Annotated in this window: 5 protein-coding genes; 1 reads left to right on the top strand and 4 read right to left on the bottom strand. The window is 47.8% G+C overall.

From position 1 onward, the window contains the following. Positions 1-24 precede the first annotated feature (24 nt). The gene (gene greA, locus NSS66_RS24675) at positions 25-504 is read right to left on the bottom strand and encodes a transcription elongation factor GreA (protein ID WP_013310174.1); all 480 of its coding nucleotides are present in this window, start codon (positions 502-504) and stop codon (positions 25-27) included. A 365-nt stretch (positions 505-869) separates the two neighbouring features. Between greA and NSS66_RS24670 the strand changes: the two genes are divergently transcribed. Further along, positions 870-1217 (top strand): hypothetical protein, encoded by a 348-nt coding sequence (locus tag NSS66_RS24670; RefSeq protein WP_023988452.1) that lies wholly within the window; start codon positions 870-872, stop codon positions 1215-1217. A gap of 311 nt (positions 1218-1528) precedes the next feature. Here NSS66_RS24670 and NSS66_RS24665 read toward each other — a convergent pair whose 3' ends face one another. From NSS66_RS24665 to NSS66_RS24655, 3 genes are all read right to left on the bottom strand, one after another. Beyond that, the gene (locus NSS66_RS24665) at positions 1529-4564 is read right to left on the bottom strand and encodes a chitinase N-terminal domain-containing protein (RefSeq protein WP_340960012.1); all 3036 of its coding nucleotides are present in this window, start codon (positions 4562-4564) and stop codon (positions 1529-1531) included. A 99-nt stretch (positions 4565-4663) separates the two neighbouring features. Further along, complete coding sequence (locus NSS66_RS24660; protein WP_340960011.1) at positions 4664-6565, bottom strand: serine hydrolase domain-containing protein; 1902 nt, start codon at positions 6563-6565, stop codon at positions 4664-4666. Between the two features lie 265 nt (positions 6566-6830). Continuing rightward, on the bottom strand, positions 6831-18044 hold the full coding sequence (locus tag NSS66_RS24655; protein WP_340960009.1) for an amino acid adenylation domain-containing protein: 11214 nt from the start codon (positions 18042-18044) through the stop codon (positions 6831-6833). Positions 18045-18203 lie beyond the last annotated feature (159 nt).

Here is an 18203-nt window from a genome sequence, read left to right as displayed (position 1 = left end):
TCATATAAGGGAATCGGGAATGAACTATGTGAGCTTAATTTCAAGCAACTCATATTTGATTACAGCCATGGGTGCATCCACATGAATGATACTGCCCACTTCTTTCCCCAAAAGTGCCTTGCCTAAAGGACTCTCATAGGAAATTTTGTTATCCAGAACATCCGCCTCAGCAGGACTTACAATTTTGTATTCCATCTTCTCCGAAAATTCGATGTCATTCAGAATGACAGTCGATCCGATACTAACGGTTCTAAGGTCTAAATTACTCTCGTCCACGACCCGGGCTTTGGTCAGCATCTTCTCCAATATGAGAATGCGGGTTTCCATAAATGCTTGGTCGTCCTTGGCTGAGTGATACTCACTATTTTCCTTCAAATCACCGTAGCTGATAGCCAACTTAAGCCGTTCGGCTAGCTCCTTACGTTTTACGGTCTTCAGTTCCTTAAGCTCATCCTCTAGCTTGGCCAATCCCTCTTTAGTTAACAATACTTCTTCATTCGACATATTTTATCTACAACTCCTATTTCAGCATTTGCTTAATTCCAATTCAACGCTCAAAAATACAATAAACGAACTAAACCGTTTCGGTCTAAACATTGCTGATTGGAAACGCTCTTGGGATGTATGCAAATTGCTCATTTGGCTTGCTTTATTGTAGTTTACTCTAAATCGGACCAACATGCGAAATAAATTACTGATAATAGTAGCCAACTACCTTCAGCCAGGGTGATTCTTATAGTAACCAATGCTCTCTTATTCGCATATCGTATGATCATAACGTATATTGATGAGCACATGCAGTGCCGCTGTCCTTGTCCCGAATTTTGTGAAAACCAGGCAGGAGCAGTATATGGCGGGAGGAAGATTCAATGGCTTCCTTAGGAAAGAATGGTAATGGGAATGGGAATCGTAAATCCAAATCCCCCCCCAACGGTCAAAAGAAAAATGGATTAAACAGTAATTCGGCTATCTTTTCTGCTCTTCAAGGGAAAAATGTGGAGGTCTTAGTGGCAGCCCTCCTACTAACGGGAAAACTAAACGTCGATTCCGTGACTTTATACAGACAAGCAACATTATTTTTAGGCCTCACTGGAAAATACAAAACATTAGCATCTACTCCTTCCAATGTCGATAATATGGTAAAATTTTTAAATGATAATGGAAATATGACACTTGATCAAGTAATACAGGCCTTTTCACAGAAAGTAAACAATTAACAAGTGGCGAAAGGAGATACTTGTGGTGAGTGAGTTTGATGGAGAATATTTTGCAGAGGTTGTCATTATTGTGATACTAGTTGCCTTGTTCTTCTATGGCTCCTCAGATATAGAGGGACTGTCTGCTCAACCAACACAATCCTAAAATGATAGTACCCGCTGCGGGTACTTTTTTCATGCTTCTCTCTTATATAAATACAGCTCGACAGAACACCATAGTGGCAGACATATCGTAAAAATAAAATAGAGCATCTATAGACTCTCACGAGGTCAATAGATGCTCTTACTTTTTAACGGACCATCCTTTCTACTTAATGGCCCTTTACTTCTACACTTATCGTTTGACTAGAAACTTCTCCTGAAGCATTGACTAACTCGGCCCGATACTCGTATGTACCCGGCTTTTGATTTTGGATGTTGGTGACTGCACTTTGGGCCTGCGGGCTTTGGCTTGGAAGATCCTGGGCGTCGATCAGTTCTCCATTTTCATATAAGTTGTATTTTGTCGCATTCGTGCCCCACCACATGTTCATTGTAAGGGTGTAGGTGCCGTCACCGTCCCAATTGTCATGAGACAGCACTGGAATACCAGGCGAAGCATCGGTCACTTCAACAGTTAACGGGTCGCTGGTCGTTTTACCAGAAGCGTTGATCAGTTCTACAGTATACGTGTAGGTACCATTGGTCTTGCCTGTAACAGGAATGACTGCATGCTGTGCTCCAGGGGAAGCAGCTTGCAATGATTCGGTGCCAATCAGCTTGTCGTTTTCATACAACTTGAGTTCATCACCATTCGTACCCCACCACAGATTCATGGTGATGTTGTAGTTGCCATCCTTCAGTCCAGTGTCCTGCCCGTTATCATGCGACAGCACAGGTTTTCCCGGCACTTCACCTACAGCAGTCTTTTTGACTCTAACGGCTACAGGATTGGATACCACTGTTTGACCGTCCAAGGTGACGCTGGCTGTAATCTCCGCGCTCCCCTCTTTTAGGGCCTTAAGTTCTCCATAAGTATCCAGTGAAACGGATTCATGACTGCTGATATACTGAACAGAAGCGCGGCTTAAATCAGCTTCGCTGCCATCTGTCAGCGTACCCTTGAGATGTGTCGCTGCCGTATCCCCAATGTTGAGGGTCGTTTGATCCATTGAAAGCTCTACTTCCTGCAAAGCTGCGCCTGCCTGAGCTGAAAAATCATCCAGTCCACGCGGTTTCAACTGATAATTCCCTTTGAAAATCGCCGAAATTCCCTTCAGCTTCACTTGCTGTCCTTCTTGATATGGAAAAGATGTCCGTGTTAAGCCTGTACGTGCATCGACGCGCACATGGTGACTTCCTTCACCAGATACTGCATCAAATTCAAACGAACCTGCGGGAGTCGCGTCTATCACATTACGAATCATTGCCGTAGGAAGCTCAACCAACTGTCCTTGGTTCGCATCACTGAGTTCGATGATTTGTACAGCTTCCGGAAGTTGTCCTTCTCCCGTTTTTTCAATTGCCACTGGATCGGTTAACTCTAGCTCACTATTATACAGTGCCAAGCTTGCTGTAAGCTTTACTCGATCCCCTTGATGAAAGCCGCTTTGGTTCTGATATACATAAATACCGCCACTTTCATCCTGCATGTAAAAGGCTTGACCACCGAATGCACCTGGTTCTGTCGTCACAATACCCTCTAAGGTCACGACTTTGCCAGCCGGGAGACTCCGTGCTTCTGCGACACTGATACGAGCTGGAACCGTATTGCCTTCCTCAGGCAACGGCTGGGCCGGGACATCAGCCAGCACGACGGATTGGGTCAGCAGATTGCTGCCGTTTTGCCTCAGTCTAAGATTAGCTGAACCACTGGTTCCCGGCTTGATCCGCACCGTCAAGTCCTTATAGGCATGCCCTTTGCCGTTGGACTCCAAACTAAATGTTCCGCTATAGCCGTAAGAGGTTGGCCAGCTTCCATCCGGATTTTGAATCTGGGCTACTTGATTGCCGCCCGCTACATAAATACCTGTGCTAAATCCGCTAATCGTGCTGTTAGGAGCCAGTTGGTCGGCAGTAACTCGAATTTGAAAAGGCTGTGCATTGGGCAGCTGCTCTTGACGAACGATGCTGTACACTGGTTGCGCACTGGCTGTAGATCCGCCATAGGACCCTGCCTTGAATGTTTGCTGATCCCACCATTTGTAGCCGGCTGCGGGAGCGGACCAAGGCTCGGCTTGTGGTTCCGTGGAAGCCTGTGGCTCTTCAAAAGGCAGTAATGCCGTCGGCTGGTCCAGCTGTAAGCTTTTCACTTCCGTCAGGCTGGTATACTCCTCCTTGTTGGACAACCAGTCTACGATATTGACCAATAACACAGCGTCATCCTGCTCCTTAAAGCCGTCATACGTTGTCTTCTTGGTTCCTGTCTCTTCGCGCAAATATTTTGGCGTTGCATCTTCGACAGGAGACGAGTCCCCAATGAAAGCAGCTTTGCCTAGTCCTACTTTCGATACAGCTGCATAAGGTCCTTCTGGAATTCCGCCTCCGTTATAAACGCCCTGATCTACCGCGTTGCCCCAAGCCTGATTGGTTTTAGGAAGATATACGATTCCCTTGGCTTTCGCTGGGTCGATAATCGCGAGTGTTGATCCTGCATGCATTGCCACATTACTCACTCCAGCTGTAATGCCAAACGCCTGCGCTGGCTCGACAATCTGATTGGCCGTGATATCGCCTAATGCATTGTAGCGAAAGCGCACACCAAACTGGCTGCCCAGCCAATCTGAGCTGACTACGCCCTGCATCGCTGCTGAGCTTTTTTCTTCTGCACTCATTCCCTTCGCAGGGTCTTCCCATGCACCACGACGGTAGCCATTAATGCTCTCCGATCCGTCCCAGCGATTCTTGTTGCGGTCCGCGTTATAATGATCTCCAATGAAAAAAATACTATTGCCTGCTTTTACATACTGCTCCATTGCAGCCTGTTCGCTCTGTTTAAAAGGAATATTTGGCTCTGCCGTAACAAATACATCATAATTCTTTAGATCATTGTAAGTAATAGGCGTAGATTGGCGAAGCTCGTGTACATCATAGCCATTGCTCGCGAGGGCTTGGCCGAAGTCTGAAAATCCACCATCAATCACCCAATCTGCTGCGCCAGCTGTCTGTCCATGTGTATTATCAAACAGCACTTTTCTACCAGCGTTCTCATTGACCACTTTCGCAGCAATGAAGGGGGCTGGGTCCGCCGGACCTTCTGCCCGTACCGGTTGTATGCTGCCCGCAACACCAGCGTACAACGATAAAGTGAAAACCATAGCAGTTGCGTATTTGAAGCTACGGGATGTAAAGCGACGAAAGATTCCCATTATTCTCCTCCTGTTTGTTGGTTTAAAGCCCCTCTGGGGGGCATCAGATACAAATTTTAGCATTCATTTATGTTCGAATATGCATTGTTTTGTAAATCTTTAGGAATAATGAATAGGAAGTAAATTCCAATAAAAGAGATACACCGTATGCAGCAATGTGAGTACCGCAAATAGGATTTTCCCAGCAGCCCGGGGTCTCCTTTCCCCTGTAATCAGCTTTGCGCCATTCACGATCAGTACCCATACGGCAATGAGAGCTGAAATGAGCGGTAACGTGCAAATTCCCCAGATATACCAGGCGGAATAGCCATACACTATCTGATTGTTACCATAGATGACCTGCACCCCGAGAAAAATCGAATTTAGTGACGCAATGAATGCAAGGTTGGACGAAATGTGATTATTCGTTTTACGGATATCTCTGATCACATATCTTACGATCCAAATCAGCAAGGTTGTGATGAAAAATAAGGAGGCGGCAGCGTAGCTGACAAGTAGAGTCCAGGTACGGTGCCAAAGTGTCGTCTGCTTCATGGTCTTACTATCTGGGGCAACCATCATCCAAGTACCGTTTTCCTGGTATAGCAAAATTTTAAGCTGGCCCCCCTTTTCCACAAACAATCCATCACCTGCTGCTTGAAACACTTTGTCTGTTGCTTCATTCTCATTTGGGTGTTTTCCTTTAACAATTAACGTATGATCATCTTGAATTCGCACGGTGTATGTAATGCTTCCCAGTATCCGAATCCATTTTCCCCAACCATGAACAGGATTAGAATCCACCTGATATACGCCCTCGATCTCTGGCGAAAGTTTCACTTGTGTGGAAGAGCGAGCTAGTGACTGCGAAACGGCCTGCGGCTCTGAGGGCAGCATTTGGGCTATCGCATTGATGACTTTTCCATGAAGCAGGGTGTCCGTGTCAGCTGAATTAATGATCACAAAAATACCAATCTTTTGGGACGGAATCAATACCATCTCAGAAATAAAATCATCAATTTCCCCGGTAGCCCACAGCATAGGTACTCCCGTCTCCAAATGACCCCGAAAAAATCCGTAGCCCACGCCATCCAGGCGTGCATCGACTGCAAATTGCTGCGCATGCATCACTTTTACCGTATGTGGCTGGAGCACCACTTTGCCCTCATACTTGCCTTGGTTTAAATGAGTGATCAGATAATGGGAAAACTCGTTGGGTGTGACGTTCAACGCTCCTGCTCCCGGCAGATTGATATACGACAAAGGCTGTTTCAAATACGCTCCATCCTTCCACTGATACGACTGGGCCAGTGCAGGATGATTTAACGGCAATTCCAGTGTCGCGCTGGGCATATTCATCGGCTGGAACAGATGTGTACGGAGGTAATCATTCAGTCCCTGACCGCTTACTTGCTCCACGATATTACCGATCAGACCGTAGGCGACATTGCTGTAATCATACTGAATTCCAGGTTTGCGGATGGGAGGCTGATTTTGAAAATACGTGCTGAGATACTGCTCTGTGGGCAAAACGCCTGCCCGAGTCGAGCTGTTAATGTCGTACAGCGCTTCATCTAATCCCGAGGTATGTGTCAAAAGCTGATGCAAATTGAAAGGCTGATTTTGGTATTGCGTAGCTTTATAGCTGTGGAGATAGCTGTTCACGTCTTCATTCAAATCAAGCTTATTTTGCTCAACCAGCTGCATCGTGGCGCTTGCACTAAATGATTTGGTTAGAGATCCGACACGAACAATGGTCTTTGCTGGATCGAATGCCACTTTCCGCTCCATATCTGCATATCCATAGCCTTTACTAAAAAGGATTTGGTTTTCCTGGGTCACGACGACTGCTGCCCCCGGAATATGCAATTTTTCCAATTCTGTACTCATAATATTGTCCACTGTTTTTTCCAATGAATCAGGTGTTATGCTGTCTGTTGCCCATGCCGAAGCAATGAACAGGTTCGAGAGAAACAACACTGCTAAAAAAGCGGATAGGTAGCAAATGCCTTTATTCTTCATATTGAAGTACCATCCTTACGTATGAAGTTGATTTAATGATTTGAACCGTGCGGTGATTGCATAGCGAGCAGATATTTATACTCCGTATGGAAGCCATCAGCATGGCGCTATGGAATCATCGCACTTCCCATCACAGGAGTGCACATAATAAAGCGAATCCTGATCGAGTCGCGTAAGCAGAAGGCTTCTTACCTGTCGATCAGGATTCATGTGTTACAGATTAAAAATTAGTGATTCAGTTCGTTACATCATCGACCGTAGATTTTCAAGATTTATGATGTGCCAAGTCTTGTGTCATGTCTTTGTCCGTGTTCCGAGTTATCTTTTGTATGGTGGCACGGATACTTTTTACATTTTCCTCGATAAATCCGGGTTCCAGCAGTTCATAATGATTGCCAATCAAGTTATGCTCTTCATAGCTACCTTGTGTAGCGTCTTTCCATAAGAGTCGATTATCTCCTGTACCCTTGACCGTTTCTGATCCAACGGCGACAAAGCCGTGAATATTCGCCTGAACGCTCTCTGTATTCACAAGCTGGTTGCCATATACCGCGTAAGCGATCATTTTACGTTGGTACATTTCATTCAACAGCTCACGGTAGGAGTCGGGAACTTGTTCCAGCATGTCATGAATTTCATGCTCTGTTTCTTCAACTGTGAAGGGCAGGGCTTCCGCCCTTTTGACCGAATCGAGCATAAAAATATCGGATACAGTATGACCTTGACGTTCCAGTGTGTCAGCAACCTTATGCGCCAGATTACCACCTATGGAATAACCAAGCAGCACATACGGACCTTGCGCTTGCGTGCTGACGATCAAATCAACGTAACGTGCCAGCATGGCCTGCTCATCCGCAGCATCATCTACGAACTCCAACCCATACACGACTGCGTCCTGATCCAGTTGTTTCGCAAGCTCCGCGAACGACAGCCCGTATCCAAGCATAGGAGGAAAGCAGAAGATGGAGATCGGACCGTGTTCATTCAACCGAATGATTGGACTATCGGCCTTGTACTCCAGATCGGCTTTCAATAATGTGAGCGCCTGCGCTTCTATAGTCGGGAAGTCCAGAACACTACGGATGGGAAGCTCAATATCTGTAGCAAGGTGAACTTTGCGTATAAGCTCCAGTACTTTTAAGGAATGTCCACCTAACGTGAAAAAGTCATCGTGGATACCCACTTGTGGAATTTCAAGTACTTCCTGCCAAATGGCTGCCAGCAACTGTTCCACATCAGTTCGCGGTGCGACATATTCTATACCCGTGTGCAGCCCTTTGTCCGGCACAGGTAAAGCTTTGCGGTCGATTTTGCCGTTTGTCGTCAGCGGAAACCGATCCAGCTGTACAAATGCGGATGGAATCATATAGCTCGGCAGACTGGCCGACATCGCAACTCGAATCTCACGGATGGTCAGCTGTTCATCGGCGGTGAAGTAAGCACATAATTGCTGCTGACCCGCTCCATCCCGCAAAGCGATAACAACGCTATCCCGCACGGACGGTACACTTGCCAGCCGCGCCTCCACCTCGCCCAGCTCAATCCGGTAACCGCGAATTTTAACCTGTTGATCAATCCGTCCAGCGTATTCCAGTATGCCATCTTCACGCCAGCGAACAAGGTCTCCCGTACAGTACAGGCGATCTCCGTCCACCCACGGGTTAGCAAGAAATCTCTCAGCCGTCAGCTCAGGACGGTTCAGATAACCACGTGCAACTCCGTCTCCGCCGACAACCAGCTCACCCCAAGCTCCGACCGGCTGCAGGTTAAATGACGAATCCACAACATACGCCGTCGAATTGCGGATGGGGCGTCCGATCGGCACAGAATCCAGCTGTTCTTCCGTAATGTGATACGTCGTCGAAAAGGTTGTATTTTCCGTTGGCCCATAGCCGTTAATGATGTTGATGTCCGGATTATCGCGCAGAACCCGGTTAATATGGGGTGCAGACAAAACATCACCACCAACGAGCAAATACTTCACATCGCCGAAAAGTTTACTATCCTGCTGTGAAAGCTGATTAAATAACGGTGTGGTCAGCCACATCATGGTGACGCGATGATCCCGTATCGTCTCTTTAAGCTTGGCCGCGTCCAATAGATCATCCTTATGCACAAGAACAAGCTGACCGCCGTTCAGCAGCGCGCCCCAAATTTCAAACGTAGATACATCAAATACAAACGCGCAAGTCTGCAGCATTCGGGTCGATTCATCAAATGGCACATAATCCGTATTGCGGACAAGGCGCACGACACTTTGATGCTCAACAACGACACCCTTAGGCTTACCTGTTGAACCTGAGGTATAAATGACATAAGCAGCATGATTACCCGCTCCATCTATACCCAGATTGGAAGCATCTGCACTGTAGGACGTATCCTCATTCAGATTGACAATCTGTCCGTCAAAATAGCAACGATCCAGTAAATCCTGCTGGGCCAGCAGCAGCTTGGCTCCCGAGTCCTCCAGCATATAACGGATACGGTCCTCCGGATATTGAGAGTCTACCGGCACATACGCGCCACCAGCCTTCAAAATAGCGAGTGTTCCCGTAATCATATCCAGTGAGCGCTCCGTCAAAATGCCCACAGGTTCATCGGATTTCACCCCTGCATCACGCAGCGTATGCGCTAAACGGTTGGCTGTCTCATTGAGTTCCCGATAGGTCAATGATTGATGACCCAAAGCTACGGCAATATGATCCGGCGTGCGCTCTGCCTGCTCCTCAAACAGTTTTTGGATCGTGTGATTGCTTGGATATGCAGAGGCAGTGTCATTAAACTCTCCTGTAATTTGTTGTTTTTCCGCCGCTGTAACCAGTTCCAGCTCTTCTACGCAAACATTCGGGTTAAGCAAAACTTGCTCCAACAGGTTCACAAAATGTCCATGCAGACGCTCAATGCCTGTTTGATCATAACTTAACGCGTTATACATAAAACGAATCTTGATGCATTCTCCCGGCATAACGACTAAGCTCAGATCATAGTTAGTCTGCTCTGCAGCCACCACATTGGAAATCGAGAATGTATCCTGCCCGTCACTTCCCAGTTCCTCGACCTGCTCATCTACTGGATAATTTTCAAACACCATAATATGGTTAATTAAATCCTGTTTCTGGTCGGTCAATGCCTGAATCTCAAACAGTGGATACGTATCATATGCATGAGAAGCCAGCGCCTGCTCCTGCGTTTTCTTCATAACTTCTGCAAAAGATTCCCCTGCCTCACTAAGAATGCGAACGGGAATGGTATTAATGAACAAGCCGATAATATCCTCTACCCCGATAATATCTGATGGACGGCCTGAGACGACACTGCCAAATACGACATCACTGTGGTTGTTATATTTTTGCAGCACAATCCCCCATGCGGTTTGTAATAACGTATTCATGGTCACTTGATATCGCTTAGCCGTCTCCTCCACCCGGAGGGTCAACTCACGTTCCAAAACCGTCACCCAATCACTAGCCGTGTTGCCTTCACTCTTGCGACCGGATTTTACAGCTGGTAACGCTGTTTGCTGCTCATATCCGGATAAATAGCTGCTCCAGTAGTCGGTTGCCGCCTTGCGATCCTGTGCTTCCAGCCATTCAATAAAGCGGCTGTACGGCACTGCCGGTGCCAGTTCTGGTACTCTGCCCTCCTGAAGTGCTGCATAGCTTTCAAACACTTCTTTGTTTATAAGGGACAGACACCAGCCGTCCATGACGATATGATGAAAGCTCCATACAAAATGATAGCTGTCTTCTCCGGTACGTAAAATCGCTACACGCAGCAGGACATCCCGACGCAGATCAAAGCCCCGTGCTTTATCTTGTAGCTTGAAATTTTTCACCCAGGAATCTATTTCATCCTCATCTAGATGGTGTAAATCTTCATATTGAAAGCCGCAATCCCGATTTCGATACACCACCTGCAACGGTTCCGTATCTCTGCCAAAATAAAAATGTGTACGTAGCGCCTCATGTCGCCGAACCAGAATATTCAGGCTTTCTGCAAAAGCCCGAATGTCCATCTGACCTCGCATATCATAAGAAACCTGCTCAAAATACGCGTCATTCGCAGCTGCTTGACTATCTAGCTGGCTGTGAAACAGCATCCCTTTCTGCATCGGGGTCAGTGCATATACATTGTCAATCTCACCCGCAGCACCCATTTCAGATAAGAGACTGTCCAAGCCCTCCACACTCATTCCTTTATAGGAAATATCACTTGGGGTAAGCTCCGGGTGTTCTTTATGGATGCAATGCGCCAAAATTTCACGCAGGCTCGATTCTAGAAATTTCGCCAATCGCTCGATCGTCTCCGCTCTATAGCTCGTACGGCTATAGCTAATCGTCAGACCCAGTTGGCCTCCCGAAATGATGCCGCCAAAATCCAGTGTATACGTTCGAGCCATGGTCGGGCTCAGCGGCATCCCACCCTCATATGAGGATGATTGCAAGTCGTTCCCTTTCATATCTTGATCGAACTGTCCCAAATAGTTAAAGCTGATTTCGGGATCTGTCGTAAATATGGCTGGAGATGCCTCCGGTGCCTGTGTCTGACGGTCGGATAAATATTTCAGTACACCGTAGCCAATCCCTTTTTGCGGGATACCGCGCAGTCCTTCCTTCACACCCTTGATCCGTTGCGAAAGTGCCAGTTCTTCCGGCATATCGAGCAAAACAGGATATTGGCTTGTAAACCACCCTATCGTTCGGGTAATGTCCACCTCTGGTAAAATGGCTTCACGTCCATGTCCCTCCAGATTAATCAGGAAACGCTCATGTCCGCTCCATGCTTGCAATGCCATTCCTACCGCCGTCAACAACAGGTCATTAATTTCTGTACGGTAGGCACGATTGGCCTGCTTGAGCAGCTGCTCTGTCTCAGCATGTGTCCACAAAGCAGTAACCGACTCACTATCGCCAATCAATGGCTTTTCGTGCTCGTTATGCCCGTAATCCTGCGGCAAAGGAGCCAGTTCCGCTTGTGCAAGTTTCCCCCAATACGCTCGCTCACGTTCCATAGCTGGACTGTTGGCATAAGCGTGCAGCTGCTCGGCCCACGTTTGGAACGAATCTGTTTTATGAGGCAGCTGAATCACCTGTTCACCCTTGGAGGCTTGATCATAGGCAGTCGCCAAATCCTCGAATAAAATGCGCCAGGATACCCCGTCCACCGCCAAATGATGAATCACGACCAGCAGATGATCTCCATCCGGGCAACGGAACAGCCCCAGTCTCATCAGCGGACCTTCGCTTAGGGAAATACCAGATTGAATTTCATTACATTTCGCTTCAATTATCTTCGCCAAATCTTGCTTGTTTACATCGCTGTCATTATAGTCAAAGCATTCCAGATGGTACGGCTCGCCTTCCTCTACACTGCGGTTCCATGCTGTACATCCGTTCTCCGACAAACTAAAAACCATACGCAATGCATCATGGTGCGAAGTAATCTGATGGAGCGCCCGCCGTAGTGCCTGTTCGTCATAGCCTTCCTGACGATAGAGCATGACAGATTGGTTAAAATAGTGTGGTTCTTCCGTTGGCTGTTCAAAAAACCAGCGCTGAATCGGTGTAAGCACTACATTTCCTGTAACCTCGCCCTGCTCGGCTATTCGGTTAACAGGCTGAATATATGTGCTTAGTCCCGCAATTGTCGGGTATTTGAACAAGTCCTTCATTTCCAGCTTGTATCCAGCCTGAAACAAGCGGGACGATACTTGGATGGCCTTGATGGAGTCACCACCCAAATGGAAAAAGTTATCCTGTATTCCGACTTTCGGGATACCAAGAATGGCTCCCCAAGCCGTAGCCAGTGCCTGTTGAACATCCGTCTCGGGTGCCATATAATCCATACCTGTATCGAGATTGTGCTCAGGTGCGGGCAGTGCCCTGCGGTCTACTTTGCCATTCAGCGTCAAAGGCAGTCTGGAGAGCTGCACAAAGTAGGACGGCACCATATAGCCAGGCAGATTCTGCGACAAAATGTTACGTAAGTCGCTGGCGCTCAATTCACTGTCTGTTGCAAAATAGGCACACAGCTGTTTTTGTCCGTTATCATCCTGCCGCACGGTAACAACCGATTCCTTCACACCTGGAATCGTGGACAAACGGGTTTCAATTTCACCCAGTTCAATGCGGTAGCCGCGAATTTTGACCTGTTCATCCATTCTTCCCTTGTACTCCAGCACACCATCAGCACGCCAACGCACTAAGTCCCCTGTACGATAGCAATATTCTCCAGACCGGAATGGACTTTCAATAAATTTTTCCGCCGTAAGCTCGGGCCGATTCAGATATCCTCGCCCAACACCGTCGCCACCGACGATCAGCTCTCCCCAGGCTCCGATAGGCTGCAGCTTCAACGAACGATTGACCACATAAGCGGTCGAGTGATCAATTGGACGTCCAATGGGAATAGCCTGGGTTTGCGGTTCTGTAATGTCATAGATGGTGGAAAAGGTGGTGTTCTCCGTCGGACCATAAATATTGGCCAGGCGAAGCTGCGGGTACTCCTTCAACACACGATTGACGTGTGGTACAGACAACACATCACCACCCACGAGCAACTCCTTCAAGGACGCAAACACTCCGATTTCTTGCTGCGAATACTGATTGAATAAAGCCGTGGTCATGAACATCGTGTTAACACGATACTTGTCAATCGCCTGCTTGAGCTTGGAGGCATCCAGAATAGTATCATGACTTACCACATACAGTTGTCCCCCGTTCAGCAGCGTTCCCCAAATTTCAAATGTGGAGGCATCGAACACAACTGCACCCAATTGCAGCATACGTGTATTTTCATCAAGCATGGCATAGCTTTTGTTTTTCACTAGGCGCACGACATTACGGTGCTCAATCATCACGCCCTTCGGTTTGCCTGTCGTACCAGAGGTGTAGATCACGTACGCAAGATCGGAGGAAGATCCCCCTGTTGTAATCGCAATTGTTCCATCCGTCTGAGCGTCACATTCAGATTTGCTATTGCATCGCTGTTCATCACTCAAATCGATGACCGGAATGCCGGGTTCAAAAGGAATCTGCTCACGTCGCTGTAACAGTAACAGCCCAGCACTGGAATCCTCCAGTAAATAACGGATACGCTCCTCAGGATAATCGGGATCAATGGGAACGTAAGCCCCTCCGACCTTCAAAATCGCCAGCATACCGACGACCATTTCAATGGAGCGTTCAGCCATAATCCCTACTCGCTGTGTCTCTGGCTCGAACCCGCGCCGTATCCCATGGGAAGCGAGTATGCGTGCCAGACGGTTGGCACGTTCATTCAGCTCGCGGTAGGTAAGCTGCGTGTCCGCAAAGGTGACGGCCAGCCGATCTGGTGATTGCACTACCTGTTCCTCGAACAGCACATGCAGTGCTTGATCTCGTGGATACGGATAGTCTGCTACCGTATCATTGAATCTCTGCACAAGCAGCTCTTTTTCTTGGGCCGAAACCATTTCAATAGCCGAAAGAACGATATCCGGCTGTTCTATAACCACATTGATAAGCTGCTGCAAATGTTCAGTCAGTCGTTCAATGGTTTCCCGTTTGTACAGCCGAGTTCCGTATTGAAGAGCACAGGAAATTTGTTCTCCATCCTCCACTGCGAACAGACTCAAATCAAATTTGGCCGTCGTTTGTTCACTTGGATAGGATGCCAATTGCAACCCAGCCAGCTGCTGCTCTTTTTGCTCTAAGTTTTGCAGTGCAAACATGGTATCAAATAACGGATTACGGCTTAAATCTCGATCCACGCCCAGCTTCTCCACCAGCTCTTCAAACGGATAATCCTGATGTTCAAAAGCTGTTAACGCGTTATCCTTGACCTCCAACACATACTCGCGGAACGTTTTCCCGCCTTCTGGATAATTACGGATTGCCAGTGTATTGACGAACATCCCGATCAGACTACCAAGATCTGCATGGGGTCGCCCTGCAATTGGCGATCCGACAATAATATCCTCCTGCCCGCTATAGTGGCTAAGCAAAGCCGAATAGGCAGCCAACAGCACCATATATAATGTCGATTCCGTCTGCACCACAATGCTTTTTAAGCCTTCGCTTTGTCGTTGGTCAAGCGTAAATTCCAGCATATCTCCTTCAAAGCTTCTCACCGCCGGACGTGGATAATCAGTCGGTAGATCTAGCACAGGTAGCTCTCCTGCGAAGGTATTGAGCCAGTAGTTTTCCTGTTCCCGGTAGCGTTCACTTTGCTGCTGTTTCTGTTGCCAAGCGGCGTAGTCTTTATACTGAATGCGCAGCGATGGCAGCGTGTCGCCTGCATATAAATGAATGAAGTCCTGAATTAGTACATTTATAGAGGTGCCGTCCGAAATGATATGATGCATATCCATGAGCAAAATATGATGCTCTGGGTCTGTTTCAATCAAACCAACTCGGAATAACGGAGCCTGCCCCAGATCGAATGGTTGGACAAAGTTACGTACCAGCTCATCCGTTTCCTTTGGGGCAGCTCCGTGAGCATAGGTCAATTCCATGCAAAAAGGAACCTCGTCATGTACTCGCTGGACAGGTTCACCGTTCATGGTCTCAAAACTTGTGCGCAATGTTTCATGGCGTTCAATAAGCTGACGGAACGCGTTATCCAGTGCCTTGTGATCAAGTGAACCGGTCAGAGTCAGGACACCAGGTATGTTATAGCTAATTCCCGCTCCATCAAGCTGATTGAGGATATACATCCGTTTTTGAGCCGAAGAGACCGCATAAAATGGCTTATTTTCCGTAACAGGGATGGATTCATAGTTGGTTTGCTCCAGTGCTTCAATAACCTGCGCCAGCTGTTCGATTGTTGGGTGCTGGAACAGATCCTTTAGCTGCACATTTTTATGCAATTCCTTATAGATGAGTGATATGACATGTGTCGCCCGCAGGGAATGTCCTCCTGCCTCAAAAAAGTTATCCTTAATCCCAATGCGCTCAAGCTCCAGCACATCTTTCCAGATGCTAGCCAGTTGTGCTTGTAATTGATTTTGAGGAGGTACATATTCTGCGCCTGAGCTTACACCTCCCTCTGGCTGTGGCAACGCTCGGCGATCCACCTTGCCGTTGGGCGTCAGTGGCAATTGCTCCAGCTGTACAAAATACGACGGTACCATGTAGCCCGGCAGCTCCTGACTCAAAGCACTACGCAGCTCACTTGTCGCTACTTCCGCATGGGTGACCACATATGCGCAGAGCAGCTTTTGCCCCTGCTCATCTTCATGTGCAATTACAACAGCTTCTCGGACTGCCTCCAGCTTCAACAGCTGTGCTTCCACCTCGCCCAGCTCAATCCGGTAGCCTCGAATTTTCACCTGCGCGTCGATTCGTCCCTTATATTCCAGCGTCCCGTCCGCATTCCAACGCACCAGGTCCCCTGTACGATAGCAGCGTTCGCCGCCACGGAACGGGCTGTCGATGAACTTTTCGGTCGTCAGGTCTGGGCGGTTGCGATATCCGCGAGCCACCCCGTCACCGCCGACGATCAGCTCCCCCCACGCTCCAATAGGCTGAAGCTGCATCGAACGGTCCACGACATATGCCGTCGAGTTATGGATCGGGCTACCAATGGGCACAGATGCCGATTGAACGCCGGTAATGGCATGTGTGGTGGAAAAGGTCGTATTTTCCGTCGGACCGTAGCCGTTAATGATATGTAGATTCGGATGGGCCTCCAATACCCGGTTAATATGCGGTACGGACAGCACATCACCACCAACCAATAGCTCCCGCATCCCCTCAAATAGTTCCAAGTCCTGCTGGGATAGCTGATTAAAGAGTGGTGCGGTCAGCCACATCGTGGTAATGCCGTGATTGCGAACAACTTCTTTGAGCTTGGGAGCGTCCAAAATAACATCCTGACTCACCAGCACCAGCTGTCCACCGTTCAATAACGCACCCCAAATTTCGAAGGTGGACGCGTCAAAGACAACAGACCCGGTCTGCAAAATGCGCGTGTCGGCATTCAAGCGTGCATAATTTGTGTTTGTCACCAAACGCACGACATTACGGTGCTCCACCATAACCCCTTTGGGCTGGCCTGTAGTCCCTGAGGTGTACATAATATAGGCCAAACGACCAGCTGCGCTCGCCTTCGGTTGTTCTCCAGCTGCATAAGCCTGCTGTATTTGTTCTGCTTGTTCTGATTGCGTAGCTTTTGGTTGCATGGTTTCTGGTTGTATGGTTGTCGTAGAAGCAAGTTCGGGACTGGCGAAAATGGAGTAGAACGGATCTAGGCAGTCCACGTATCCCAGATCAGTATTCGTCCCGTGATCATTCGGTAAAATTGGATCGTAACGATCAGCATCATCCGTTCCATAAATTGCAGCATCGCTAAGGTCAAGCACCATTCCCTTAAAATCAGTTGGCCGATGTTCCATTCGCTGCACGAGCAGTATGTCCGCACCGGAATCCTGCAGCAAATAGCGTATACGCTCATCCGGGTAATCAGAATCAATGGGTACATACGCTCCACCTGCTTTGAGAATTCCGAGCATACCGACAATCATCTCGATCGAGCGTTCAGCTACAATGCCGACCGTCTGCTCAGTGCGGATTCCCTGCTTACGTAAAGAATGAGCCAGTCGGTTGGCCTTTTCATTCAATTCTGCATAGGTTAGGCTATCTTGCCCACACACTACCGCCACCTGCTGTGGTGCCTGCTTCGCCTGTTTCACAAACAATTCATGAATAGACGCATGACGTGGATAATCCACAGTTGTATCGTTGAAGGTATGGACCAGCTGCTCTACTTCTTGCTCTGACAGTACTTGTACTGTGGAAATCGCCAACTCTGGCTGCTGCAAAACAATAGTGTACAGCCGCAGAAGCTGCTCAACAAAGTGCTCAATCGTCGTCTCGCTATAACGGTCGCTACTATACTTTACGTTCAGGGAGACCGCTTCATGTTCCCATTGAAACTGGAAATCCAGTTCAGATTGTACGTGATTTAAAAAATCAGAAATATGAATATTTTGCAAGGATACTGTGGTGTGAATAAGAGGCTTTTCATCCTCATTACGTTGAATGTCAAGTAATTCAGAATAGTTCCAAAAAGGAATGTTTTGATGTTCAATAGCTTCGCCGACAGAGGTTTTGATTTGAGACAGCAAAGCTTTGAAGGTTGTGCTGGAATCCAGCGTATTTTTCAATAAAAGCAGATGGTTGATCGGCTTTGTAGCACCGTTGCCAGACTTGGCTACCGGGATGCCCAGCAGCACACGTTCCTCACCTGTGTATTTATGCAATAAGCTCTCTACTCCAGCAAGCAGGACCATAAACACGGCCCATGGAGCGCCACCTGTTATAGATGATATTCTTTGGGAAATTTCAGTTGGAAATGTGAGTGTGTACGTATGGGAATTTAAACTCGTTACAGTTGTACTTCTGGACACATGGTTGGTGTATGGTAGGCAGATGATATGATTCTCAGATTCCAGTTTATGACTCCAGTAATTTTTTTCCTTCTCAAATAAGGCTTTCAATGACATCCCTCCTGCTTCTCGGGGCCTGTTCCCCCGGTTGGATGGTGCGTTGTTACGTACATGAGCGTTGTGTCAGAAAAAGAATACTTTGCAGGCAAGGGCAGTCGGACAAGCCGCCGCCCTCTGCACATGCAAAGTGAAATCACTGCATCTTAGAAA

The organism is Paenibacillus sp. FSL R10-2748 (assembly GCF_038005565.1).
Taxonomy (GTDB): Bacteria; Bacillota; Bacilli; order Paenibacillales; family Paenibacillaceae; genus Paenibacillus; species Paenibacillus polymyxa_B.
Note: the sequence above shows the minus strand (reverse complement) of the source record. Positions and strands in the feature narration are given on the sequence as shown.

Bases quoted from the DNA above. Each gene is read 5' to 3' on its own strand.
- NSS66_RS24660 (WP_340960011.1), bottom strand. From the start codon at position 6,565: ATGAAGAATAAAGGCATTTGCTACCTATCCGCTTTTTTAGCAGTGTTG.
- NSS66_RS24670 (WP_023988452.1), top strand. From the start codon at position 870: ATGGCTTCCTTAGGAAAGAATGGTAATGGGAATGGGAATCGTAAATCC.
- NSS66_RS24665 (WP_340960012.1), bottom strand. From the start codon at position 4,564: ATGGGAATCTTTCGTCGCTTTACATCCCGTAGCTTCAAATACGCAACT.
- greA (WP_013310174.1), bottom strand. From the start codon at position 504: ATGTCGAATGAAGAAGTATTGTTAACTAAAGAGGGATTGGCCAAGCTA.